The organism is Paenibacillus sp. NRS-1760, from assembly GCF_050467785.1.
Classification (GTDB): domain Bacteria; phylum Bacillota; class Bacilli; order Paenibacillales; family Paenibacillaceae; genus Pristimantibacillus.
Genome location: NZ_JBITPK010000016.1, coordinates 47,706 through 71,246, shown reverse-complemented (window position 1 = coordinate 71,246; position 23,541 = coordinate 47,706). Strand labels below are relative to the sequence as shown.

General features: G+C 44.3%; 25 protein-coding genes and 1 pseudogene. 5 read left to right on the top strand and 21 right to left on the bottom strand.

Features of this window, described 5'->3' with window-relative positions; translation table 11 throughout:
• Positions 1–158 precede the first annotated feature (158 nt).
• Positions 159–809: an RsfA family transcriptional regulator gene (locus ACIFSR_RS24930; protein ID WP_076268145.1), complete on the bottom strand. Its 651-nt coding sequence runs from the start codon at positions 807–809 to the stop codon at positions 159–161.
• A 276-nt stretch (positions 810–1,085) separates the two neighbouring features.
• On the opposite strand from ACIFSR_RS24930, the gene ACIFSR_RS24925 reads away from it, so the two are divergent.
• Positions 1,086–1,322 carry a DUF2626 domain-containing protein gene (locus ACIFSR_RS24925; RefSeq protein ID WP_053375484.1) on the top strand — a complete coding sequence of 79 codons (237 nt, stop codon included), beginning with the start codon at positions 1,086–1,088 and terminating at the stop codon, positions 1,320–1,322.
• A 185-nt stretch (positions 1,323–1,507) separates the two neighbouring features.
• Here ACIFSR_RS24925 and ACIFSR_RS24920 read toward each other — a convergent pair whose 3' ends face one another.
• Positions 1,508–2,662, bottom strand: coding sequence for a class I SAM-dependent methyltransferase (locus ACIFSR_RS24920; protein WP_430060808.1), 1,155 nt, complete (start codon positions 2,660–2,662; stop codon positions 1,508–1,510).
• A gap of 73 nt (positions 2,663–2,735) precedes the next feature.
• Between ACIFSR_RS24920 and ACIFSR_RS24915 the strand changes: the two genes are divergently transcribed.
• The gene (locus ACIFSR_RS24915) at positions 2,736–3,842 is read left to right on the top strand and encodes a coiled-coil domain-containing protein (RefSeq protein ID WP_430060806.1); all 1,107 of its coding nucleotides are present in this window, start codon (positions 2,736–2,738) and stop codon (positions 3,840–3,842) included.
• 75 nt (positions 3,843–3,917) lie between these two features.
• Here ACIFSR_RS24915 and ACIFSR_RS24910 read toward each other — a convergent pair whose 3' ends face one another.
• Both ACIFSR_RS24910 and ACIFSR_RS24905 read right to left on the bottom strand, forming a co-directional pair.
• Positions 3,918–5,207, bottom strand: a complete 1,290-nt coding sequence (locus ACIFSR_RS24910; protein WP_430060804.1) for an ABC transporter substrate-binding protein — start codon at positions 5,205–5,207, stop codon at positions 3,918–3,920.
• A 122-nt stretch (positions 5,208–5,329) separates the two neighbouring features.
• Positions 5,330–6,661: a PhoH family protein gene (locus ACIFSR_RS24905; protein WP_430060802.1), complete on the bottom strand. Its 1,332-nt coding sequence runs from the start codon at positions 6,659–6,661 to the stop codon at positions 5,330–5,332.
• A 118-nt stretch (positions 6,662–6,779) separates the two neighbouring features.
• Between ACIFSR_RS24905 and ACIFSR_RS24900 the strand changes: the two genes are divergently transcribed.
• Complete coding sequence (locus tag ACIFSR_RS24900; protein ID WP_339208704.1) at positions 6,780–7,316, top strand: YhcN/YlaJ family sporulation lipoprotein; 537 nt, start codon at positions 6,780–6,782, stop codon at positions 7,314–7,316.
• Positions 7,317–7,355: 39 nt separating this feature from the next.
• On the opposite strand, the gene ACIFSR_RS24895 is transcribed toward ACIFSR_RS24900, so the two are convergent.
• From ACIFSR_RS24895 to ACIFSR_RS24865, 7 genes are all read right to left on the bottom strand, one after another.
• Positions 7,356–7,604, bottom strand: coding sequence for a hypothetical protein (locus ACIFSR_RS24895; RefSeq protein ID WP_430060800.1), 249 nt, complete (start codon positions 7,602–7,604; stop codon positions 7,356–7,358).
• 75 nt (positions 7,605–7,679) lie between these two features.
• Positions 7,680–8,729, bottom strand: a complete 1,050-nt coding sequence (locus ACIFSR_RS24890) for an LCP family protein (protein ID WP_430060798.1) — start codon at positions 8,727–8,729, stop codon at positions 7,680–7,682.
• Positions 8,730–8,746: 17 nt separating this feature from the next.
• On the bottom strand, positions 8,747–9,019 hold the full coding sequence (locus tag ACIFSR_RS24885; protein ID WP_430060796.1) for a hypothetical protein: 273 nt from the start codon (positions 9,017–9,019) through the stop codon (positions 8,747–8,749).
• Positions 9,016–9,327 (bottom strand): YlaH-like family protein, encoded by a 312-nt coding sequence (locus ACIFSR_RS24880; protein ID WP_076268136.1) that lies wholly within the window; start codon positions 9,325–9,327, stop codon positions 9,016–9,018. The genes ACIFSR_RS24885 and ACIFSR_RS24880 overlap by 4 nt, the downstream gene beginning before the upstream one ends.
• A 179-nt stretch (positions 9,328–9,506) precedes the next feature.
• The gene (gene typA / locus ACIFSR_RS24875) at positions 9,507–11,348 is read right to left on the bottom strand and encodes a translational GTPase TypA (protein WP_076268135.1); all 1,842 of its coding nucleotides are present in this window, start codon (positions 11,346–11,348) and stop codon (positions 9,507–9,509) included.
• Between the two features lie 39 nt (positions 11,349–11,387).
• Positions 11,388–11,870 (bottom strand): hypothetical protein, encoded by a 483-nt coding sequence (locus ACIFSR_RS24870; protein WP_054027942.1) that lies wholly within the window; start codon positions 11,868–11,870, stop codon positions 11,388–11,390.
• A gap of 168 nt (positions 11,871–12,038) precedes the next feature.
• Positions 12,039–12,701: a TerC family protein gene (locus tag ACIFSR_RS24865; protein WP_076268134.1), complete on the bottom strand. Its 663-nt coding sequence runs from the start codon at positions 12,699–12,701 to the stop codon at positions 12,039–12,041.
• 139 nt (positions 12,702–12,840) lie between these two features.
• Between ACIFSR_RS24865 and ACIFSR_RS24860 the strand changes: the two genes are divergently transcribed.
• The gene (locus ACIFSR_RS24860) at positions 12,841–13,548 is read left to right on the top strand and encodes a TerC family protein (RefSeq protein ID WP_339208698.1); all 708 of its coding nucleotides are present in this window, start codon (positions 12,841–12,843) and stop codon (positions 13,546–13,548) included.
• Between the two features lie 121 nt (positions 13,549–13,669).
• A pseudogene (locus tag ACIFSR_RS24855) lies at positions 13,670–13,945 on the top strand (IS3 family transposase); the annotation flags it as partial.
• 153 nt (positions 13,946–14,098) lie between these two features.
• On the opposite strand, the gene thiI reads toward ACIFSR_RS24855, so the two are convergent.
• From thiI to ACIFSR_RS24805, 10 genes are all read right to left on the bottom strand, one after another.
• Complete coding sequence (gene thiI, locus ACIFSR_RS24850) at positions 14,099–15,319, bottom strand: tRNA uracil 4-sulfurtransferase ThiI (RefSeq protein ID WP_339208696.1); 1,221 nt, start codon at positions 15,317–15,319, stop codon at positions 14,099–14,101.
• A 2-nt stretch (positions 15,320–15,321) separates the two neighbouring features.
• Positions 15,322–16,470, bottom strand: coding sequence for a cysteine desulfurase family protein (locus tag ACIFSR_RS24845; RefSeq protein WP_430060792.1), 1,149 nt, complete (start codon positions 16,468–16,470; stop codon positions 15,322–15,324).
• A 92-nt stretch (positions 16,471–16,562) separates the two neighbouring features.
• Entirely contained in the window at positions 16,563–17,240 is a 678-nt protein-coding gene (locus tag ACIFSR_RS24840) for a lytic transglycosylase domain-containing protein (protein ID WP_339208693.1), read from the bottom strand.
• A 57-nt stretch (positions 17,241–17,297) separates the two neighbouring features.
• Positions 17,298–17,654, bottom strand: a complete 357-nt coding sequence (locus ACIFSR_RS24835; protein WP_430060790.1) for an HAD family hydrolase — start codon at positions 17,652–17,654, stop codon at positions 17,298–17,300.
• Entirely contained in the window at positions 17,655–18,053 is a 399-nt protein-coding gene (locus ACIFSR_RS24830) for an HAD family hydrolase (protein ID WP_430060788.1), read from the bottom strand.
• A gap of 170 nt (positions 18,054–18,223) precedes the next feature.
• The gene (locus ACIFSR_RS24825) at positions 18,224–18,826 is read right to left on the bottom strand and encodes a nitroreductase family protein (RefSeq protein WP_339208690.1); all 603 of its coding nucleotides are present in this window, start codon (positions 18,824–18,826) and stop codon (positions 18,224–18,226) included.
• Between the two features lie 170 nt (positions 18,827–18,996).
• Entirely contained in the window at positions 18,997–20,601 is a 1,605-nt protein-coding gene (locus tag ACIFSR_RS24820; RefSeq protein WP_430060906.1) for a DUF2339 domain-containing protein, read from the bottom strand.
• Between the two features lie 51 nt (positions 20,602–20,652).
• Positions 20,653–21,363, bottom strand: a complete 711-nt coding sequence (locus tag ACIFSR_RS24815) for a TIGR02206 family membrane protein (protein ID WP_339208688.1) — start codon at positions 21,361–21,363, stop codon at positions 20,653–20,655.
• Between the two features lie 83 nt (positions 21,364–21,446).
• Positions 21,447–22,145 carry a response regulator transcription factor gene (locus tag ACIFSR_RS24810; RefSeq protein WP_339208687.1) on the bottom strand — a complete coding sequence of 233 codons (699 nt, stop codon included), beginning with the start codon at positions 22,143–22,145 and terminating at the stop codon, positions 21,447–21,449.
• A complete protein-coding gene (locus ACIFSR_RS24805; RefSeq protein WP_430060785.1) occupies positions 22,138–23,541 on the bottom strand; it encodes a sensor histidine kinase in 1,404 nt (467 codons plus the stop codon). The genes ACIFSR_RS24810 and ACIFSR_RS24805 overlap by 8 nt, the downstream gene beginning before the upstream one ends.

Below are 23,541 nucleotides of genomic sequence, written 5' to 3'. Positions count from 1 at the left end.
TGCTGCTCATCAATAATATTAGCAAACATCGTATCAAATTTTCCGAAAATATTGCAACTAATACAAGTTTAGCCGACTAGACTCTTCTATAAAAAAAGCGCAAAAGAAAAAGAAGCCGGCCATATCATGGCCAGCTCCTCTTATTTACGCATTATAACCTATTCAATCCGTTCCAAATTGCCATTAGCATCCATCTTGAATCTCGGCTTAGCTTCATCGTCATTCGTTAAAACGGTAAGCCTTCTTGCACGATCCATAATTTGAATAAGTGTCTTGTAATCGTCGTTCACAGCACGGTAATCCGTTTGAACATTGTTAACCTCTTTGGACAATCTCTCATTCTGATCACGCAAACGGTATAGCTCTTCCTCTTTGTCTTTCAGTTCCTTCTCATACCATTTGAGTTGGCGAGTTAAATCCTGATAGGTCGTCTTCCATCCACGGAGAAAACGAATAACAGCATCTACCGATAAACTTTCCTCGATTGCACCACTCTCTTGCTTGAATCCACGTTCTTCCGTTTCAAAAACGGCAATCGATGAAACATGCGGCGTTGCGATAATCGTTTGTTTTTTTAAATAATTACGCTTCTGGCGCTGCTGCTTAGCGATTTGTATTGCATCCTCATACCTTTTGCGAACGCAACTGTTCCAGCGGAATCCACATGCTGCGGATGTACGCCCAATTCGTTCGCCCACTTCTTCAAATGCTGCAAGCTGAGTACTACCTTCGCGAATATGGCGTAGTGTAACCTCGGCGAGAATTAAATCATCGTCCGGACTCCACGCATCTTGTCTAACTGCTGTCATGCAACAAAAACCTCCTAACGTAAAGGCGCTTACTTTATCTCTATGCCCTTGGTAGAGTTCATAGAATCTATTGGATACTAATTTGTATAACCAAATTTTCAATTACTCATACATGTTAGCTCTTAGATTTGAGCAAACTATATCTAAGTCAACAGGAGTTAATTAGATGCAAACAAAAAATTTGCGATTTCTTCACGTATTTTGGTTTACACTTATTACACCAAACGTTATAATGATCATTAGAAAATCGGGTCGCAGCGAAAGGGGGATGTTATCATGGCACGTATGTATCGGGTACTTGGCTTTTGGACCCTGGTAATCGGACTTATGGCTTTCGCAGGCCATATGACGGAATTTGCGCTATTGTTTTTTGCACAAGCCGTTGCTTTCGTATTTCTAGGCTACTTGAATTTCTCCGAAAGAACTTACATTGTAATGTTCTGGGGATATATGATCATTTCATTCGTGGGTTTCACGTATTGGTCGGTCTTCAAGATGGACTTGCCGTTCTAACAAAGGCGTCAGCGAAATACGCTAAGGCAAGCTTTAATCAAAGCCATGAAAGAACAGCCATTATCTTATATGATAATGGTTCGTTATGCGCTTAAGGTAAGAACAAACAAGAGTACATATGAGTTCTTTTCCTTAAACAAAAAAGTGTCAGCCCCTTTAGGGCTGACACTTTTTTTGTATATTATTCATCCTTTTTCCAAAACCATCACCTTAAACGTCTCACTCATTTGATCACTTAGCAGCAGCTGCCTAATCGCTCTATTCCTTCGCGCCTCTTTGCTGAATGGATCTGTGCTGTTGTGATTTTGAAGCATATCCATTACGCCGTGCTCAATCAAAAATTGTTTTTGTGTCATATAGCTTGCTACTTGAAATCCGCTTTCTTCAGCGGAATGATGTATAAAGGTAAAGGGGACATGTGAAGTGATATCCTGCTCCCCGATTCGACTATACGGATTGGTGTTCGTCTGATGCCGCGAATAACACATAAGTGTACCAAGCATCCGGTGCTCCGCCGCATATTCCTCCGCTTTATGCCCATAATCAATAATGACGACACGTCCTTTAGTCATCACGGCTCCAAGCTTATTAAGAAAATCAACTGCTCCAGCATGCACCTCCGTTTGCTGCCCCTCAAGCAATTGAATATGATCCCGATTAAGCCAATTTGTAATCCGAGTATCGGTAAGCGGCATTTGAACCTCAACGAAGCCACGCTCATCATGATAAGCAACGCCTAACTCCATCAGTTCTCCATTCACTAGCTGCACACGGTGTACAGGAAAAGCATCAAACAGCTCGTTTGCGAGCACAATCGTTGGCTGCTTAAGCCAGGTTTCCCCCCAAGCATCATCAGATGATGAAAACAGCGGTTCTGCACCCGATATGCTGAAATCTGCAAAGGCATGCCGCGCTGCTTCAGCATGCGCAGGATGATCCTCAATTAGAATTGGCTGTATTTTACTTTTCCAATCCAAGTCTCGCTCACAACCTGCAGCCGCAATTTGAGCAGACAATCGCCCCGTTCCTGCTCCCCACTCAATCAGTTTAAGCGGTTTATCCACTAATGCCGCGTAGTCCAGCACATATTTCGCTAAAACTTCAGCAAGCACCTGCCCAATGCCTGAGCTCGTATAAAAATCACCCTCCTTGCCCACTCTAATTGGCCCTGATCGGTAATAACCATATTGCGGATCATATAGACATGCCTGCATATATTGAAAAAAAGAGATGCATTTGACTGAACTCCAGCCTCCAGCCTCATCTACAAACTTGCCATACGTTTTTGCACCTGCTATTTTTTCCGCAATGGAGGCTGCGAGCTCGTTTTCCATCATCATAAGGTTCATCCTTTTCCAATTGTAAGATATAATAGAATGGATTGCCGCATAAAATGAATGCTGAGGAGGGACGATGCCGTTGACATTGCCAGCCAGGCGCAATCGATTTTCTATCGCAGCCACTTCGATGCTACTCATCTTCTTGTTCCTGTTTCGGCTTCCCGCTTGGGCTGAGCCTCTGCCGGCTGATGAGGCGGATATGCATGCATTGCTTGAGAAAAGCTTGTCTGTCGTGGAAATCGATAAAGAAATCATCCGCATACAAGAACAGAAGCAGCAGCTCATGCTGACGATGACGGACACGGAGAAGCAGCTGCTCATACAAGAACAGCAAATAGCGGACAAGCAAGAAGAAGCAGGAAATGTGCTGCGCGCTTACTATATGGGAGAACGAGATTTTTTGCTTAGCGCTCTTTTATCATTCGATTCATTATCGGAGTTGTTTCAAATGCTGGATTATGCCGAAATTATACTTACTCATGACAAGCATACCTTGAATACATATGTCGAGCAATACAAGAAAGTTAAAGTGGGTTATGAGAAGCTTGAAGCTAGGCAGAATGAGCTCAATACGATTGAACAACAGCTCAAAACGCAGAGAGAACGCGTAGTTGCACTAGAGATGCAGCTTGACGAGCAGCTAGCTGGTAGATCAGATGCCGATCGCATACGCATTTTGATGAAGGAGCTTACCTCTTACTGGGAAACAGCAGGAATAGCTGAAGTGAAACAATATTTCCGAGCACTCTCGAAGGCTATGCAGAAGCTGCCAAGCTGGGTACAAGAAAATAAGCAGCTGCTCGAAATAAAAGGTTTTCAATACACCATTCGAGTACCCGAAGATGATTTAAATACATTCCTTCGCGAGCAAAATGATATCTTCAATCATTTCTCTTTTGAATTCATTGATGACAAGGTCATTGCTCAAGGAAAACGCGACAACATGGAAATAAAAATCAGCGGTCATTATACGATCGAAAATGATCCCAAAAACGCCATCCTATTTCATGTCGATGAACTCATATTTAATGGCTTCTCCCTTCCTGACACGACACGCAGTGCGCTCGAGAAGGAATTCGATCTCGGATTTTATCCTGATTTAATCGTTTCGTTTCTTAAAGCGAATGCTGTTGAAATGAAAGACGGAGAACTGACCATCAAGCTCAGCCTAAAGTTATAGCTGCTGTCATCATTCATCTATTAAGCAAAAAAAACAGCCTGCCATCATCGCAAAATGAGGCCGGCTGTTTTCATTTTACTCTAAAGCGGCAAGCGACTTCATATAATCAGCCAATCGAAAATTGCCATCGGAAAACATTCCCCATAACTTCTCCCTTTGACGCCATTTCTCAGGCCAAATTGGATCTGAAATCGGGAGATCTTCATCTGCGAGCTTAGTGTTCAGCGCATTTTTCCACCAAGCAGGCGGGATATGAATTTGATCGCTTTGAAGGGTGCTGTTAAACGAATATAATGATGATCTTGCAGGTAAAAAGCCAAATCGGTCATAGGTCATCTGTTGATTCATTAATTCGGTCATTTCCCCAATCCAAAGCATCGCTTCCTCTTCTTCATCGCTGTTGGAGGAAATCGCGTAGCTTCGTCCATTCAACCATGGATAATAGACTTGCTCACGATCAATCGTTAATTTCATTTGCAAATCCTCATTTAAACGCTCGTATTGATTCCAAGGAATTACAGCTGCAAACAGATTATTATTTTGAAACTCCTCTGCTAATTGATTGATTGCATCCACATCGATTCTGCTCAAATTCACTTCCATTTGTTGAAACCATTCCAGCTGCTGAGTCTGCTGCTCACTAAGCGGAAGCAATTTCAACAAGTTGGATGGTTTCGTTTGAAACGCGGCTAACCAAGTTAGCTGCTGCTGCAAATCGCCTGCACTCCAGTTTACAATACTCGCTTGCGGGTGAAGCTCGATCATTTTTGAAGCGGCGGCTTGAAAGGAAGCAAAGTCAGAAGGAGGCTCCTTAAGACCTGTCTCCTTAAGCAGTGCAGAGTTCCAAACGATGATATACGGGTTTAAGTCCTTTGGTACGCCCCATAAATAACCGTTCCATCTGAGCGAATCGAGCAATCCTGTCATTTGATCGGTCAGCGTGTCACCTGTCATCATGCTGTCTGCAGGCTTTAGAAACCCTCGTACAGCAAATGATCTAACCCATCCATTATCTAACAGCATAATATCTGCGGCTTCTCTCTGCTGGCTCTGAAGCGTCCACAGATCGTATGCTCTTTCCTTATTCGGCTCATTTGAAAGCTCAACTTGAATATGAGGGTATTTCATCATAAAATTCCGGTTTAATTCCTGCAGCTGTTGATATTGCATGTTCGGCAAGGAAACGCTTACAGTAATGTCAGACAGCTGATCAACAACTAGAGTACCGGGAGCAGGTTGAACATTTGTTTTCCCGTCAGGTTTTCCAGTGCTTGCAGGGTTTGCATTTCGTGAGAATGGGATAAGTAATAATGCTGCTAACAGTAATGTGCCGAATAAAACCAGCACGTATTTTCTGGGAGTCACAGCCTTCTTCCTTTCATCCTTAAATCTACTAAAAATAGGATAACAATATTTTGTTTTTTTGTCCAAAAAACCTTATATTTTTGCAAATAAAAAAAGCCCCTCTCCAGAGAGGGGCACAATCGTTATAGTAAATCCGCTGCCAATTGGGCTAGCTTGGAGCGTTCGCCTTTCTCAAGCGTCATATGGCCGCTGATGCCTTCTGCTTTGAAGCGCTCCACAATATGAGTCAAACCATTGCTTATCGAATCCAGATAAGGATGATCTATTTGCTCGGGATCTCCCATAAGAACGATTTTACTTCCTTCACCGACCCTTGAAACAATCGTTTTCACCTCATGTTTCGTAAGGTTCTGTGCTTCATCAATAATAATGAATTGCCCGGGAATAGATCGGCCGCGAATGTAAGTTAAAGCCTCGACCTGAATGCTGCCCATTCCCATCAATATTTTATCAATGTCGCCTGATTTCTTCGTATCGAATAAATACTCCAAATTATCATAAATCGGCTGCATCCATGGCCGCAGCTTCTCTTCCTTCTCGCCTGGCAAATATCCGATATCTTTCCCCATAGGTACGACAGGCCTTGCGATTAGCAGCTTTTTGTATTTATGCTCATCCTCCGTCTTCAGAAGACCCGCTGCCAGCGCGAGAAGCGTCTTACCCGTACCAGCCTTGCCGGTAAGTGTTACGAGCGGCACATCGTCATTTAGAAGCAGCTCAAGCGCCATGCGCTGCTGAGCATTGCGAGCGGTTATTCCCCAAACCGGATCATTGCTTAAAAATAAAGGCTCAAGCCTTGCCCCGTCTTGGCTAACCTTAAGCAGCGCTGACTTCGATGTTCCCATTTCATCGCGCAAAATCACAAATTCATTCGGATTTAATCGAATATTCAAGTGCATGTTGTTAACTGTAAGGAAGCGATAAGTGTAAAACTCGTCTATGACTGCAGGATGAACATAAAGCGTCATATAGCCCGAATAAAACTCCGACGAAACAACAACCCGATCAGATAAATAATCTTGAGCCTGCAAGCCTAGAACATCAGCTTTAATACGAACGAGTACATCCTTGCTAACTAATACGATACTTTGTTTCTCCGGCTCATTTTCCTGTTCTATATGGTAATTCAGCGCAACCGCCAAAATCCGATTATCGTTGGACATTTCCCCAAACATTTCTTGTACTCGCATGAAGCTGCGGTGATTTAATTCTACCTTGAGCAAGCCGCCGCTAGGCAGTTCAATCCCTTCATGCAAGTGGCCTATTTCTCTCATCTTATCGAGCAGACGCGAGATCGAACGCGCATTTCGTCCTAATTCATCAGCCAACCTCTTCTTTGAATCAATTTCTTCCAACACAACCGCGGGAATTATGACTTCATTATCATCGAAAGCAAAAATCGCTTGCGGATCATGAAGCAGCACATTTGTATCGAGCACGAATTTTTTTTTCATGAGAACCCTCCCGGTGTTGGATATTCATTAGAGGCCATACATAGCATATCGCTGCTGCGGGTAAACTATGGCGGACAGGTGACTATCAGCTTTTCATCGAGAAAAAGAGGTGTCAAACATGTACAAATGGCTTACTTCTGCGATCATTGTTGCGATTGTTGCGACAGGTTGCAGCACCGTCGCACGTAATGAAACATCACCCTCTCCACGAAATGATGGCCGTGTCCATACGCAGCAAACCGAGCCAAGGAAAAAAGAAATTAAAAACTCGGAACAGGTTGCGGTACATCTGGAGCAGTTGGCCAAAGGAATTGACGGAGTTACGAACGCGCACTGTGTCGTGTTCGGGAATACTGCAATTGTTGGCATCGACGTAGACGCCAAGATGGAGCGTTCTAGAGTCGGTACAATCAAATATGCCGTAGCCGAAGCATTCCGTAAAGATCCATACGGTATAGATGCACTCGTGACTGCAGATATCGATATGTCCCAGAGAATCAATGAAATCGGCGCCGATATTAGACGTGGCAAACCGATATCTGGCTTTGCCGAGGAGATGGCCGATATTATCGGCAGAGTAATTCCACAAATGCCGCGTGATGTCATCCCTCAGGAACTCGAGAAACAAGCCCCAAAAATAAATAAGAAATTGTAAAGGCATCCCTGAAGACACAAAAAGCCTAGTGAGCTATCACTAGGCTTTCTTCACGGCTGCGAGAACCTGTACAACAAAGGTGTTCGCAGCAATATTCTTATTCGGTTCCTCGCACGCAAGGGTAGTGGACAAGCTTACGACGTCGTCGTTCGCACTGAGCCCACCAGAAAAGTTCAAGGCCAGTCCATCAGAAACCGCATCAATTCTGTGCATTAGAACGATAGATTGCTTGTGCAAAACTTCGATCGGTAGCTCGGATACTAAGGATACGGTATTGGTCATTCGCATGACCTCCTTCTGAACAGATTTCAAAAATGGCCTCTGTAGATTTATTATAGCTATAATATTAGCTATAGTCTACGGTTATTCAGCCATTTTTGCTTGGAGTGCAGCCCGAGCTTCCTTCAGCTTTTCTTCGTCCATATAAACATAAGGACTTCTCCAAGTTCCTTCAAGAGGGATGAATGTAATATCATTGCGGCTTAAACCCAAATAAGTAGTCATCATATTTTTAATTTCTTTGGAAGGCATATCCAGCGTCAAGTTTTTACCGACTGCTTGCATGACGGATCCAATCTTCGTAACGCCATCAAATGATTTCATCTTGTCTGTTAATGCTCCGATAACTTGGCTTTGTCTTGCGTTGCGCTCGAAGTCACTTGACATGTTTTTTCCATTATTGGATTTCCGGTAACGAACAAAGTCTAGAGCTTTCTCACCGCTTAGCGTTTGAACGCCTGCTTCCAAATCGATATTTGTACCATCAGCAGAGTCCTTGTATTTCATACGCTTATCTACATCCACTGTTACGCCGCCAAGCGCATCAACCACATCAGCGAAACCTTGGAAGTTAATGACCGCAGAGTATTTAATATCAATGTCGAACAGCGTGCTCATGACATTGCGCACTTCTTGCTTCGCATCTGCATAAGCTGCTTCTTTGCTTAATTTCTTCTTATTGAGCGCATTCATATAGAAATCAGCATAAAAGCTATTGGCTTTGCGAGCTCGATATCCTTCGATATCAATGTTAGTATCCCGTGGAATGGTAACGATAGTGGCGCTCTTCGAATTCGGGTTAAATACAGCGACCATCATAACGTCCGTATTCAAACCTCCTCCATGAGCACGAGCATCGATCCCCATCAGAAGCATAGCAACTGCCTTCTCATTTACAGCTTCTCCAGGCGGTATAACAACCTCTTCATCAACTGGCGATGAAATTTCATCAATGGCTTTATCCGCTTGCAAGACCAAATAAGTTAAACCCGCAGCTACGATCAAAAGTATTGAAAATAGCAATGTGAAAAAGATTTTCATTGCCGAGCGTTTTTTTCGCGGCTTCTGCTTTTTTGGTTTTGCTGGTGGACGAGAGCCCGTTCTTGGTGGTAATGCTGTTGATCCTTTACTCATATGATCCACCTTCAAGTTCAGTTGTATTTGGGATTGGATTCAATATCCGTCAAGAGCTGTTCACCCAGCTCACGAGGATAAAGCTGAAGTTTGGTACGGCCATCCTTCTCGTATTTCACATGAACCATCGTATCATCGGTCTTCGTAATTACAAATTCCGTCAACCCATGATCCTCCGTCAATATTTGCTCAAAAAATGTTAATGTCTCAAATGCTGCATTGTCATCGGGACGAGCATCAGCAACCAGCTTGATTTGAAGCCAGTTGAATAGTGCGTCCTCGAACTTCATTTGCCGGATTCCGCATTTGGAGATTGACTGTCATTTGGTTTGTTGCCCTTCCATTTGTCGTACAATTGACGACCACGGAGCATAAGCATCATAAGAACGGCTACTCCCATACATTGAATGATTGGCAGCTTGTCCACCTGCAAAATCATTAGAACGAAAGAGCCGAAGGCAATCAATGCATACACTAAAATTTCTTTAAATAACGGAAGCTTCTGCTGTGCACGAAATACTTTATTGAATATGTATATCGTAAAACCCAGAATGATTAAATAAGAGACTAGCTTATGATCGCTTAACCATGCTTGCATATCGTATTCCTCCTTCATTCATTGTAAACGGCTTTCGCCGTGCTTTAGTTGCACAGTACGCATAACACTGTGAAATATAAGTGGGATTATAAGTTAAGCAACTTATAATCCCACTTATATTTTAAAGAAAACGTAAGGCTTTGCAGAGCAAAACCTTACGTTCATTTAGAAATCTAATCTTACACGCTTGCTTGCGCATTTTTACGGTTTTTGTCCGCACGTTCGCGCTCGCTTTTGTTCAAAATTTTCTTACGAAGACGAATCGTCTTCGGTGTAATTTCACAGAACTCATCATCATTCAAGTACTCAAGCGCTTGCTCAAGCGAGAATAGACGCGGGCTCTTCAATGTTACTGTATCGTCTTTACCTGCTGAACGAATGTTGTTCAGTTGTTTTACTTTACAGATGTTTACGATGATGTCGTTCTCGCGAGTGTGCTCGCCAACGATCATACCTTCATAAATTTCTGTACCTGGCTCCAAGAACTGAATACCGCGATCCTCTACGCCCATCATACCGTAGAATGTTGATACACCATTTTCACTTGCAACAAGAACGCCTTGACGACGGCCGCCTACACCAGCGCCAGCTAGAGGTCCATAGCTGTCAAAAGCGTTGTTCATAATGCCGTAGCCGCGTGTCAACGTCAAAAATTGTGTACGGTAACCAATCAAGCCGCGAGCAGGGATTTTGAATTCTAAACGCACCTGGCCGTTGCCGTTGTTGATCATGTTGATCATTTCTGCTTTACGAGTTCCTAGGCTCTCCATTACTGCGCCCATGCTCTCTTCAGGCAAATCAATAAGAAGACGCTCGTAAGGCTCTACTTTCGAACCATCGATTTCCTTAATGATAACTTCAGGTTTGGATACTTGAAGCTCGAAACCTTCACGACGCATGTTCTCGATAAGAATACCAAGGTGAAGCTCACCGCGACCTGATACGACAAAAGCATCCGGGCTGTCTGTTTCGTCAACGCGAAGTGCTACGTCTGTCTCAAGCTCTTTGAATAGACGCTCACGAAGTTTACGGGAAGTTACCCATTTTCCTTCACGGCCAGCAAACGGGCTGTTATTAACGAGGAAAGTCATTTGAAGTGTTGGCTCATCGATTTTTAGAACCGGCAACGCTTCTGGATTTTGTGGATCTGCAATGGTTTCTCCGATGTTGATTTCACGAATACCAGCAATCGCAACGATATCGCCCGCTCCTGCTTCTTCGATCTCAACACGCTTCAAACCAACGAAACCAAACAGTTTCTCAATTCTTGCTTGCTTAACTCCGCCTTCACGAGTCATAACGGCAACGGATTGTCCTTGTTTAATCATGCCGCGGTTAACACGACCGATTGCAATACGGCCAAGGTATTCGTTGTAATCAAGCAAAGTTACAAGGAATTGCAATGGCTGTTCTGTATCTTCCGTTGGGGACGGGATGTTGCTTACGATTGTTTCGTAAAGTGCTTCCATGTTCTCATCTTGTTTTTCTGGGTCAAGGCTTGAAGTACCCATCAATGCAGATGCATAAACTACTGGGAACTCAAGTTGAGCGTCATTTGCACCTAGTTCAATAAACAGGTCAAGAACCTCATCTACAACTTCTTGAGGTCTTGCATTTGGACGGTCAATTTTGTTAACTACAACGATTGGCGTTTGGTTTGACTCAAGCGCTTTGCGCAAAACGAATTTCGTTTGCGGCATACAGCCTTCAAATGCATCAACAACCAAAAGAACGCCGTCAACCATTTTCATGATACGCTCAACTTCGCCGCCGAAGTCAGCATGTCCAGGTGTATCAACAATGTTGATCAAGTAGTCTTTGTAATTGATTGCTGTGTTTTTTGCCAAAATCGTAATACCGCGTTCACGCTCAATGTCATTTGAGTCCATTGCGCGCTCTTGCACTGCTTCATGGTCGCGGAACGTGCCTGATTGTTGTAGCAGTTTGTCAACCAATGTCGTTTTACCATGGTCAACGTGGGCAATAATTGCGATATTCCGTAATTTCTCTCTTGCTTGCATAACTTGTAATCCACTCCAATTGTTTTTTATTTAAATCTTTTACCAACGCTTGCGTTTGCTTAGCATCATCCAAACACCTGCTGCAATTAACGCAACAGCAATCGCATAAATCCCCCAGCTCCACAAAAGCACAAGAATGACAAACACAGCCGATGCGGCAGCAAGCGCAATCGATGCCGTGAGTACAACACGCGGTCTGGATGAACCGAACAAATAATATTCGTAAAGACCAGCTGCCACTCCAAAGATAAACAGCGGCCACAAATATTTCATACTATCCCATCCAAAAAGGTTGCAAACGACAAACAGCAGGGCATATACGACGAGCATTCCGCCTGGGACGAGCACGACCGCCGGAACTAATCTGCCGAAGTAGAGAACATGCAGAAGCACGCCGGGAATTAAGACGAGCAGCGGCCAGAAGATTGCGCCCAGAAAGCTGAATACACCTAACTTGCCCAACAAAATAACGACCCCGGCTAACAGCAAAATGATTCCAGCGGAATATTTGTTATTAGGCATTCGCGTTCCGCTCCTTACAGCGCCTTTCGCATATGTTGACGAAAGACGACAGTTTTTATCTATATTAGTTTATAGGAACTGAGGCAAAAATACCAGTACGTTGCGAGGGTCTTAACAAAAAAAAAACCGTCCCGCATTATTTTGCGTGAACGGAGCGCGTCATAATCCTTATAAAACAGCCTTTTTTTTGACAATTGCGAGTACAATGACAAGCGGAACACAGAGCAAAGGAATGGCTTCAGCAAGCGTTTTTGACCCATGAAACAGCAAATCATTCATGCCAGGGTCATGCATTAGCATTCCACCTGCAGCATAAGCGAGTAAAGCTGCCCCAATATAGGAAAGAGCAGGAAATTTCTGAAGGAGCGTTCCCAGCATTTGGCTTCCCCAAATAATCATAGGTATGCTGAGCGCAATTCCGAGCAAAATAAGTACAATATCTCCATCTGCTACCGCTGCAATAGCGAGAACATTATCAAGACTCATAATGAAATCAGCTACAACAATTGTCCATATCGCTTGACCAATCGTTTTTGCTTTTTTCACCGTATGCATATCTTGATTGCCGCCTGCCTCTGCAAGCAGCTTAACCGCTATGTAGAACAATAGCAAAGCTCCTACGGCTTGTAAAAAAGGCACCTGAAGCAGTTTAATCGCTACGACGGTCAATACGCATCTTAAGCCTACAGCAGCCATTGCACCCCACCATACAGCCCGTTTACGCTGCTCTGGCGGCAGTTGGCCGCTAGCCATTGCAATCACAATGGCGTTATCTCCGCTCAGCAATACATTAATTAAGACGATTTCGATAAATATAATCAGGCTGTCCAAGTCACATCCCCCCTCTAATCAGCTGTATGAACAAGCTGTGAGGAATATGTCCATAAAAATTTTTGAATCCCTCTTCACTGCGCAGCGTATTTATTGTAGACTTCAAGATATTCCTTTTTATGGAAGGTGGAAATGACTTATGGAACTATTCTCTGTCGAGTTTTTCTCCGCCCTGCTGACCATCGTTTTTATCGACCTTATATTGGCTGGTGACAACGCCATTGTTATTGGGATGGCAGCACGAAACCTACCTAAGGAACAGCAGAAGAAAGCCGTTATATGGGGAACGGTTGGAGCGATTAGTATACGAATCATTGCCACCTTGCTTGTTGTTCAACTTCTAAACGTTCCTTGGCTTAATCTTGTTGGAGGACTTCTCCTCGTTTGGATCGCATACAAGCTTCTCGTACAGGATGATGCACATGATGGCATCAAATCAGGCAATACCCTTTGGCAGTCGATACGTACAATCATTATTGCCGATGCGGCAATGGGACTTGACAACGTAATCGCAGTTGCAGGCGCAGCCCACGGGAACACTTTGCTCGTTATTCTTGGGCTTCTCATCAGCGTACCAGTCGTTGTATGGGGCAGTACGATATTCATCAAACTAATCAATCGCTATAATTGGATCGTTTATCTAGGCTCAGCGGTTCTTGCATATACCGCTGCGAAGATGATCACACATGAAAAATCGTTTAAAGCATTTTTCGAGAATCAACTCCTCTTCTGGTCCTTTGTTATCGTAGTCATTATTCTTACAATCGCAGCTGGATTATTGACCAATAAAGGCAAAAAACAAAAGGCAGAACAATTAAATAGCGATTCCACTAAGGGAGAACATTGAAAAGCCGTTGTGTAGTTGCATCCAGCAAGGGACTGACCATAACGTGAGACAAATCAAAACACCTTCAAGAAAATGCAACCATGTCATAAGATATGGAGACAATCTTGGAGGTGTTTTTACGTTGGCAACAAGAGTAAGTTGCCCAGTGGAAACAAAAATGAAAGCTATTGAATTGAGAATAACAGGAGTTCCAGTGAAAGAGGTCATGGAGCAGCTGAGCATACGAAATAAGACGCAATTGGAAACCTGGATGCGATGGTTCCGCAAGGGCGAATTAAACCGCTTGGAGCAACCTGTAGGCAAACAATACAGCTACGGTAAAGGACCCGAGTTCACCTCGGAACTGGAGCAAATAAAGGCGGAGAATCGGTTCTTAAAGCAACAAATAGATGTGCTAACGCAATTCGTATTCAAACGAAACTAAATAACCAGTCGCCGATTGATTACAGGCGACTGGCCGTTTAAACTTGAAAGGTATTTTAATCCCTGTCTGACAAATGAGGGTCAGTCCCGCAGGAACCATATACCTGCAAAGCTTCTTCATTCGTAATTAAAACCAGCTATCCTCTCCAGCGGTTTGGGCAGCAGTTTGAAGCTGCGGTGACAATAAAACTTCCTCCGTACCGTCAACAGCGGCAGTGAGCAATTGATTATAATTAGGAATTAGAGCCTCAATCTTCTCAACGATACGAAGATTCGGATTCGTACTTGGCGATTTCGGCAAAAATAACGTACAGCAATCCTCATATGGCAAAATCGACGTTTCGAACGTTCCGATTCTCTCCGCCATCCGAATAATTTCATGCTTGTCCATCATAATTAACGGCTTAAGCTGCGGCAGATCTGTTGCTCGACCAATGACATTCATGCTCGGCAGCGTCTGGCTCGCAACCTGCCCCAAGCTCTCGCCAGTAACGATACCGTTTGCCCCATTGCGTTCTGCCAGCTGCTCTGTGATCCGAAGCATCGCCCTTCTCATTAATGTAATGATCAGATTATCGCTCTTCGCTTGTACTAGCGTAGTTTGAATTTCGGTAAACGGCACAAGATGAAGCTTAATCGGCTCCCCGCTGAAATAGGATAATCGCTTTGCAAGCGCAATTACCTTATCTTTAGCCTGCTCGCTCGTGAATGGGTAGCTATGGAAATGCACTGCCTCCACTTCAAGGCCTTTACGCAGTGCCAGCCAGCCCGCTACAGGACTATCTATGCCCCCGGAGAGCAATAACATAGCTTTGCCATTCGATGCAAACGGAAATCCGCCAGCGCCAGTGATGACATCGTAGAAGATGTAAGTAGCTTCCGCTTGAATATCCACCCGCAGCTCAATTTCCGGCTTGCTGACGTTAACTTTAAGTCCCGGCATCGCACGCAGAACATGTCCGCCCACCAAATGATTCATTTCCTGCGAATTATGAGGAAACTCTTTCCAAGCACGTTTCGCGCTCACCTTGAACGTTTTTGGCTGCTCTGGCAAAGCTTGCATAAGAGCTAGCGCAGCTGCTCTTATTTTCTCAAGATCAGCCTCTGTGCTGACAACTGGACTTAAAGAAACGATGCCGAACAAGTCCTTCAAGCGATCAGCTATAGGCTCATAGGGATGTCCATTCAGCTTGATATAAAGACGACCAAACGATTTGAAATAAGTAATATTATCATAAGAAATTAATGCCTGCTTTACTTGATCAAGCATTCGTTTCTCGAATTTGTTCCGATTTCTTCCTTTTACCATTAAATCTCCATAACGGAGCACGATCTGATCATAAAGCAAAATTAAGTCAATCTCCTCTCAAGCGGCTTAAGTTGTGCGACAACATGACGCAGTGCGGCTCCTAAGGCTGCAATATCCTGCTCTTCATGTTCGTCTCCGAGACTAATCCGAATGCCGCTGCTCGCCTGCTCATGACTTGCACCGATGGCAAGAAGCACGCGGCTCGGCTTGTCATCCTTAGAAGAACATGCCGATTTCGTTGAAGCCATTATACCACGTTGCTCTAACATATGGATGACAACCTCTGGCTTCATGCCTGGATAGGAGAAATGTATAATATGGGAAGCTGACGGCTCCGCCCCGTTCAGCTTAAGCTCTGGAATTTGCTCAATATGCGTTAAAAGCTGCTGTTTGAGCACTTTCAATCGTTTTGATCTTTGCTCCATTGAAGCAAGCGACATGCGCAATGCCTTCGCTGACGCAACGATAGCGGGTACGTTTTGTGTTCCAGCGCGATGCCCATACTCCTGGGAGCCGCCACTAAACAAAGGGGACAGCGTAATGCCATCACGCACGTACAAATAACCTACGCCTTTGGGACCACGAAGCTTATGAGCCGAACCGCTAAGCAAATCGATGCCCCACTTTTCCAAATGAATCGGCAGCTTCCCAATACTCTGAACGGCATCGACATGCAAGATGACCTTCGGATATCGTTTAAGCAACTTTGCAATGTTCTCGATTGGCTGAATGGAACCGATCTCGTTGTTAATATGCATCACACTAACGAGAATCGTTTCCTCAGTAATTGCCGCTTCCAATTGCTCAAGCTCTACATGACCCGATCTGCCTACTTGCAAATAGGTGACTTTGAAGCCTTCTTGCTCCAGCTGCGCAAAAGATTCGTATACGGAGGCATGCTCAATTTGTGTCGTTATCAAATGTTTGCCTCGTCCAGCGTACTGACGAGCAGCACCCTTTATCGCAATATTATTTGACTCTGTACCGCCGGAAGTAAATACCCATTTCCCCTTAGAGGTTTGCATCTGCTCGGCTAGAACAGCACGCGAGCGTTCAATTAACTTGTCAGCGTCAGTACCTGCACGATGCAGCGAGGAAGGGTTCGCATACTGCGACTTCATCACTTCCATCATGGTCTGCACCACTTCTTCATACGGTGGTGATGAAGCACAATGATCAAAATATAACATTTTCGATTTGTCTCCTTTTCAAAAAGAAAAAGATCATCGATTGCTCCCGCCTGCATGACGGATCGCTAAATCGTGATCTTATTGCTGTCGTTCTACTTGGCCTGAAGCACCTTGGCAACATAGCGCTGCGTCTCTTCCGGCAACGCTTCAAGATTTTCTATTAGCTGCTCGTTCGTTTTTATGCCTGCACGGTCCACTCGGCCCGGTCCTGCATTGTATGCAGCCAGAGCAACCTGCTCATGTCCATTATACTTGTTTAGCAGCATCGATAAATATTTAGTGCCGCCATCAATGTTTTGCGCGGGATCAAAGGAGTTGCTAACGCCTAGACCTCTTGCTGTTCCGTCCATTAGCTGCATAAGGCCCTTAGCGCCAGAACCTGACTGAGCATCTGCTTGAAAGCCGGATTCGGTTTTGATTACCGCTTGAATTAATGAAGAATCTACGCCATATTTGGCTGATGCCTGTTGAATAAGCTCGTCATAAGCAGATGGAGAGCTGTTAGACACGCCTTGACTGCTAAACGACAGGTTAGGCATGCCGCTAAGTGAACTTAGCTGCGCGAGCGCATCTGCTGGCATGACTTGCGCCAATGTATTATTTTCAGAAGAAGTATCGGTCATATATTGGGATAAAAGAGTATCAAATAAGGATGCCGAGCCATCGCCTGTTGTCGCTTGCAGCGGATTAGTAGCTGCTTGTAAATTTACATTTGGTGAAAGCTGAAGCTGCAATAATGTTTTGATTATCCGAGGGTCAATACTCATCATATCCTCCTAGCTGAATCATTATGTAAGTTTGTTACGTGTACTTTAAGTATATCGGTTTTAATTGTACATGTTTTTAGAGCAAACAGCCAGTTTCCCCTCATGAATCCTTTCAATGAGCGGCATTACCTGTTTTATCGATTGACACTCCAAATATTTCACATGCCCATCCTCTGCAAGAGGCAGCTGCTTTCTGGGATTCAGCCAAATAGGCGTCCAGCCAGCAAGAAAGGATGGTTTGATATCGTTATGCCATGCATCGCCTACATAAATAAGCTGTTCCGGTCTGTAACCGGATTGCTGCTGAACATGCTGAAAGACTTCTCTATTAGGCTTAGCAATACCCATGCCATCTGAAATGAATATGTGCTCTTCATTTATCCATGATAATAGGGATAGTGATCTAATTTTGCTCATTTAATGCTCTACCGGACCATTCGTAATCAAGCCAATTTGCATACCTCTAGCTTCCAGCTGCTCGAACAGCTCAGCAGTATTTGCTCGGAGCTTAATCTGCAATTGCTCCTGCTCGTAGTTCCGCTGCAGCTGCACGGCTGCCTCGCTCGACACAGCTATGCCAATATCAGAGAACGCCGATACCGTCCGCTGGATGCGAAGCTCCTCAAGTGATAATTCACCTCTTGCATGCTGCTCCCATAAACGATCACTGTGTCTTCTGATACGTTTGTACACATCTTCTATAGGAAAGCTCCCCATGACATGTTTTTCCAAGTCAGTACCCTGAGCAGCAAGCCGAAAAGGCTGAAGCTGATCGTACAAGGTATCGTCCAAATCAAAATAGACCGCTTTAATCACTCGTTATCTCCTATCGTTGCATCATGCTGTCGCTTTAAATCTTTTTTTATTATAGCGCTTATGGCAGCTGTTAACTATAAAATCATAGACAGTGTTCATACGGCATAAAAAAAGATCGCCCCTATAAATAGGAACGATCTTTGGCTCAAAGCTATTATATAATATAGTGCTTATTTAAATACTTTCACACGCTCATCAATCGGTTGATACGTTTTTTCGCCTGGAGCTGCTGTTGGTTTGCCAAATGGCATTTGAGCAACAAGCTGCCAAGAATCCGGCAATGACCATGTCGTTTTCACTTCTTCATCAATAAGTGGATTGTAGTGCTGAAGCGAAGCGCCGAAACCTTCATTCTCAAGCGCCGTCCATATTACAAATTGATGCATGCCAGAAGTATGCTGCGACCAGATCGGGAAGTTGTGAGCATATGCTGGGAAGTTGGCCATCAAGCCGTCAACGACTTGTTTATCTTCAAAAAACAATACGGTACCGTATCCGCTTTTGAAAGCGCCCATTTTTTGCTCAGTTGCCTCGAATTGATCTGCTGCAATCATATTGCGAAGCGTATTCGTCGTAATATCCCACAATTTATCATGATTTTCACCAAGCAATACAACTACACGAGTGCTTTGTGAATTAAATGATGATGGAGTATGCTTGACCGCTTCATGTACCAATTCTACAATTTTGTCATCGGAGATAACGGCCTCCTTGCTAATGCCGTAGATCGAGCGTCTTTTACTTACTGCTTCCAAAAAAGCTTGTGATGTCATTTTTTCTCCTGCCTCTCACATGTTGTGTGTCTTCCATCTGTGAACTAAGTATCCGCCTTAAAAGGCAGTTACAAATCCAAATAAATTTAATTACTTTACGTAAGTAACTTTATTGTATTGGAGTACACTTGTCAAGACCAACAGGTTCATTATTCCCCCTGCGTTCTTAATTATGATTCAGTGACAGCCTCTTCACCTTTGCCATTAATTTCTCCATTCTTAACACGCCATTTGCTATTTATCCACGTAATAAAAAACGAAATCGCTCCTAGTATTAACAGTACACCCACCTTGTAAAGTGCCTCTTGCCCGCTTAAATCCATAAATATCGCTTTAATTGCAACGATAACAAGTACCGCTGAACCGAATGCACGAAACAGCAGCTCGCGATAATAAGCCCCCCACAAAATTAGCAGCAGTGCATAGCAGCCCCAAGAGACAGACAAAGCCAAACCTAAATAACTTGAAGCGGAATCATACATATATTCTGTGAAAATATTTTCAATTTGCCTTGTCAGCAATCCGCCGACGATGAGATGGGATAACAGCGCATACACACGAGCAAGCATCCGATTCGCTTGATCAGTGAGCTGAGGAATGACAAGCCTTCTAGAAAAGAAGAAACCCAGTGCAGCCAACACCATCCATGCAACCGCCCCCCAATTCAGAAACGGGATGTACATCCCAAACCATTCGCCGCGAGGAGTGTCCCAAGTGACTACATACCAATAACATCCGACCACAAACCAGATAGCGAGCGAGCCGATGCTCAGCAGGATCCAGCGCTTAACATAGCCGATTGCTGCTGCTATCGCAGCTATGCAGCCCCATAGAAGCACCGTAATTAAAGGCTTTGACTCATATCCGCCGCCAATGCTGCTTACCGACACGAGAATCAACAGCAAACCGCCAAGGAAATACACGCCTGAGGATGGCGTAATCTTGTTTGTTAACATATAAATAACGAAACCACCGATTAAATAAACGATTCCGATAAAAGAGAGTATGTACCCATAAGCCACTTCACCGTTCAAAATGAATAGTGCCCAAAATCCAAATAGAATGCCATTTATCGCGTTCATATACAAATCGATTCCCTCAAAGGATAACTTATTGCTCCATGAAGAGACCATTAGACCGATTGTATAAAAGAGAAAAGCTGCGAGCGCATATCGAAACGGCATACTCCAAAAACCTTCAGTCGATGGATTATAATGAATGAAATATACGATATACATCAGCCATGATCCGATAAAGCTGATGAACCGCAGCTCATGCCAATTGCGCGAGATGCTAAGAAATAGGAAGGCAACATTTAATACAAGAAGATAAAGGAATAAAGCAAATACTTGATCTGTTTCCGGCCGCATAAGCAGCGGAGATAATAAACCACCCAGCATCGCTATATTCATCAGCAGCCGAGACATAAACTTATACGCATAAACGGATATTCCAATGGTTACTGCACTCATTCCAAGCAAGACGGTCATTGGGTTCCATAGCCGGTAAAAAATTCCTGCAAAAGAAAACGTGGCATACAAAATGCAAGCCGCCATGCCAATCAAGATTTCACCAATCGGATTGTGTGGCAGTCGGCTTGCGAGCTTCAAGCCGACTGCGCCTACACCCGCTCCGCATATCATGCCAAAGCCAATTTTCATCGACTCCGTAATCCAGCCTTGATCTATCGAATATTTGAACAACGTAATAAAAGCAGCCATAACGAACAATACCCCAAGCAGTGAAGTCCAATGTCTATTCACCATTTCCTGCATCTCTTTCACTTTCCCACCTTCTCTCTGTAAATAATAAATACATTTCTGATGTTACTGAGCAGAACTGCTTGGTTTAACGAATATTAAGCAATCGAGCAGCCTTACAGCGGCATATAGCAGCAAAAATATTACAAATGCAATAAGCTCCAGCTGCAGCAAATACCATGGCCATGGCCCCAGCATATCAAGCAACGAGGCTGTTCCCGGTTTTTCAGCTAAAAACATAAAGTTTGTTTTACCCGATGCCACGTTCGTAATCGCAGCCGGAATAGCGAATACATGCAGCCAAAGTTGAGCCTTCACTACGGAAAAGAAAGTCGGTCGATAGCGTTCTACTACGACGATAAATAGCGCTGCGCTAACAATACCTATATGTGCGATGAAAAATTGAAAATAACGAAAATGCGGAAACGCTTCATCTAAATTGGGGGTTAACAGCGCCTGCAGCGCACCCATGCTTCCAAGAAAAAATAAAGCATCATACAGACTTTTTGGGTTCCAAAGCAATACGACCGCGCTAATCAAAAGCATTAAGCTGCAAAGCTGAAATGGCAGCGAGCCTACTCCCCAATTATCATTGAGAATATAAGATAGCTGAAGCGAGACCTCGCAGCATATTAGCAAAATAGCCAGCCCTATTCGTACCATCTTGTTTATTCTAGGAACTCTCATTCGCTTTCGGAAAACGATAATGCAGATAATGGCTGCAACGAGAATCGCCAATGCCCCAAAATGAGCAGCCGAGAACATTTCAAAATCCATCGGTTATGCCTCCAATCTGTTGATGTAAGCGTTCTTCTACTATCTATTTTGTAAAAAATGACATAAAAAAAATAGTACCAACTTTACATGGTACTATCCTCGTCCTTTTTCTTATGAAATAAGCCCATCTCTTTGGCTTTATTTGCTGCTTCGCGCGACCCGCTCAAATTCAGCTTTTTTAATATATGATTAACATGGTTTTTGACGGTACGAATCGATACAACCAGCTTGTCGGCAATCTGCGGCTGGGTATATCCTTGATCAATTAAATCAAGCAGCTGAAGCTCAGACGGTGTAATCAAATCACCGAGCTTCTTCGCCTCGAACTCGCGCTCCATCTGCTTCAGTCGACGGAATTCCTCGCGCATCCGTTCTGCTACAGCCGCGTTAATGGGGGATTGGCTTCGGTATGCCGAGCGTACAGCTTCAGGCAAGCTTTCAAAATCAGATTTGATTTGGTAATCGATAGCTCCCGCTTGGAAGGATCGAAAGATAAGCTCCTTCTCCTCCATTGACGTAAGCATGATGACCCTTCCTCCGGTAGCTATTGCCGCCTCCTCAGCGAGCAGAACGCCTTCAGGCCTTCCGTCAAGCATGATATCCATCAGCACTACATCTGCAGGCACAGACTGCTGCTTCCCTTCCATAAGCGCCTGTCTAACATCGTCAGCCCTGCTGGCAGTCCAAACCACTTCAATATCCTGCTCCTTGTTTAAATAAGCGACAAGGCCGCGCAGCCAATCACGATCATCCTCGACGATCCATACCTTGATTTTATCCATTTGCTTCCCTCCTCTGCGAAACATGTACATCTATTTTTGTGGCTTGAACATTTCGTTTCGGAAAAGTCATGTAGACAGATGTTCCAGCTCCTGGCACGCTTCGCAAGCCAAGCATACCTTTATGCTTGCGCATCACATGGTACGCATAGGGCAGTCCGAGTCCAAAATTAGTGTCACTGCCACTTTTGGTCGTATAGAACGGCTCCATTACTTTCGTTATCTCACTCTTGTCCATGCCAAGGCCCGTGTCTCTGACCTCAATAATAAGCTCTCTTTTGGTTTCGCTTAACAGAATAGACAGCACGCCTTTGTCTTGCATAGCCTCCAAAGCGTTGGCTATTATATTGCCTAAAGCCTCGCTTACCTGCGCGGGATCGATGCGACAACTCCAGCCTTCGTTTAACACGCTTTGCAGCTCGATGTTGCCAAGGCTTTGGGCGTATCCTTTCATCGTCTTCTCGATAAGCGCTGCAATGTCGGTCACTTCCACACGAAGCACCAAATCCTCCGTTCGACGATGCACCCTTTGCAGCATCTCCTGCATATGGCGAGAAGCGTTCAGCACCGTTTCAACATCCGCCAGCAGCTCTTGTTGATCGGTTTCGATGGCATAAGCTTTCATCTTCTCCGAGAAAAGCCGCATTTTTCCTGCATCGTTTTTGATCGCATGATTAAGTATGGCAGTTCCTGAGGTGACTGCTCTTAACGTAGAATCGTATCTGCGGCGATCGATCTTCACTCGCACACCCATGAAGCCATAGGTGAATAATGCAATAACAAATACAGTTACGGCTAAACCAATGATCCAAGTATTATAGACCCACATCCGCAGCATGCCGAAGCTTGGAAATACGTAATTCATGACCATACAGAACATAACTGGCGGCAGCACGGTTGAACATATTATCCAGTGTGTGCGAGAAAAAGAGGCATGCAGCTGCCGCTTGAGCAGTACCTGTATCGCCCCGTACATAATATAAGGAACCGCCCACCATACGACAATCTTGAACGAGATGGGGTACATCGTATTATAAAATGGAGTAAACAAAACACATAAAACAATCGGAATTAACAGTAAAAAGGGCATAAGCTGCTGCAGCCGTTTTGGTAGCCGTACAGGTTTGTACGCTATAGCAAACAATGCAAAGGAATACGGCAATCCGTAGTAGGAGGTCAACGAGGAGAACGCTTGCAAGCGATAAAGAAGCTGCTGCGCTACTTGATTCATTCCAGCTTCCGCTGCTGCTGGCAGCCATTGCAGGTCAAGTACGGCAGCAAGCGCACCAGCTCCTCCGCTAAACGCCACAGCGCCTAACCAATGATTAACGGATGCTCGCCGATCGGAGAGCCATATAATAGCTGCAATAGCCCACAAAGCAATAAGAACGAATAGCAT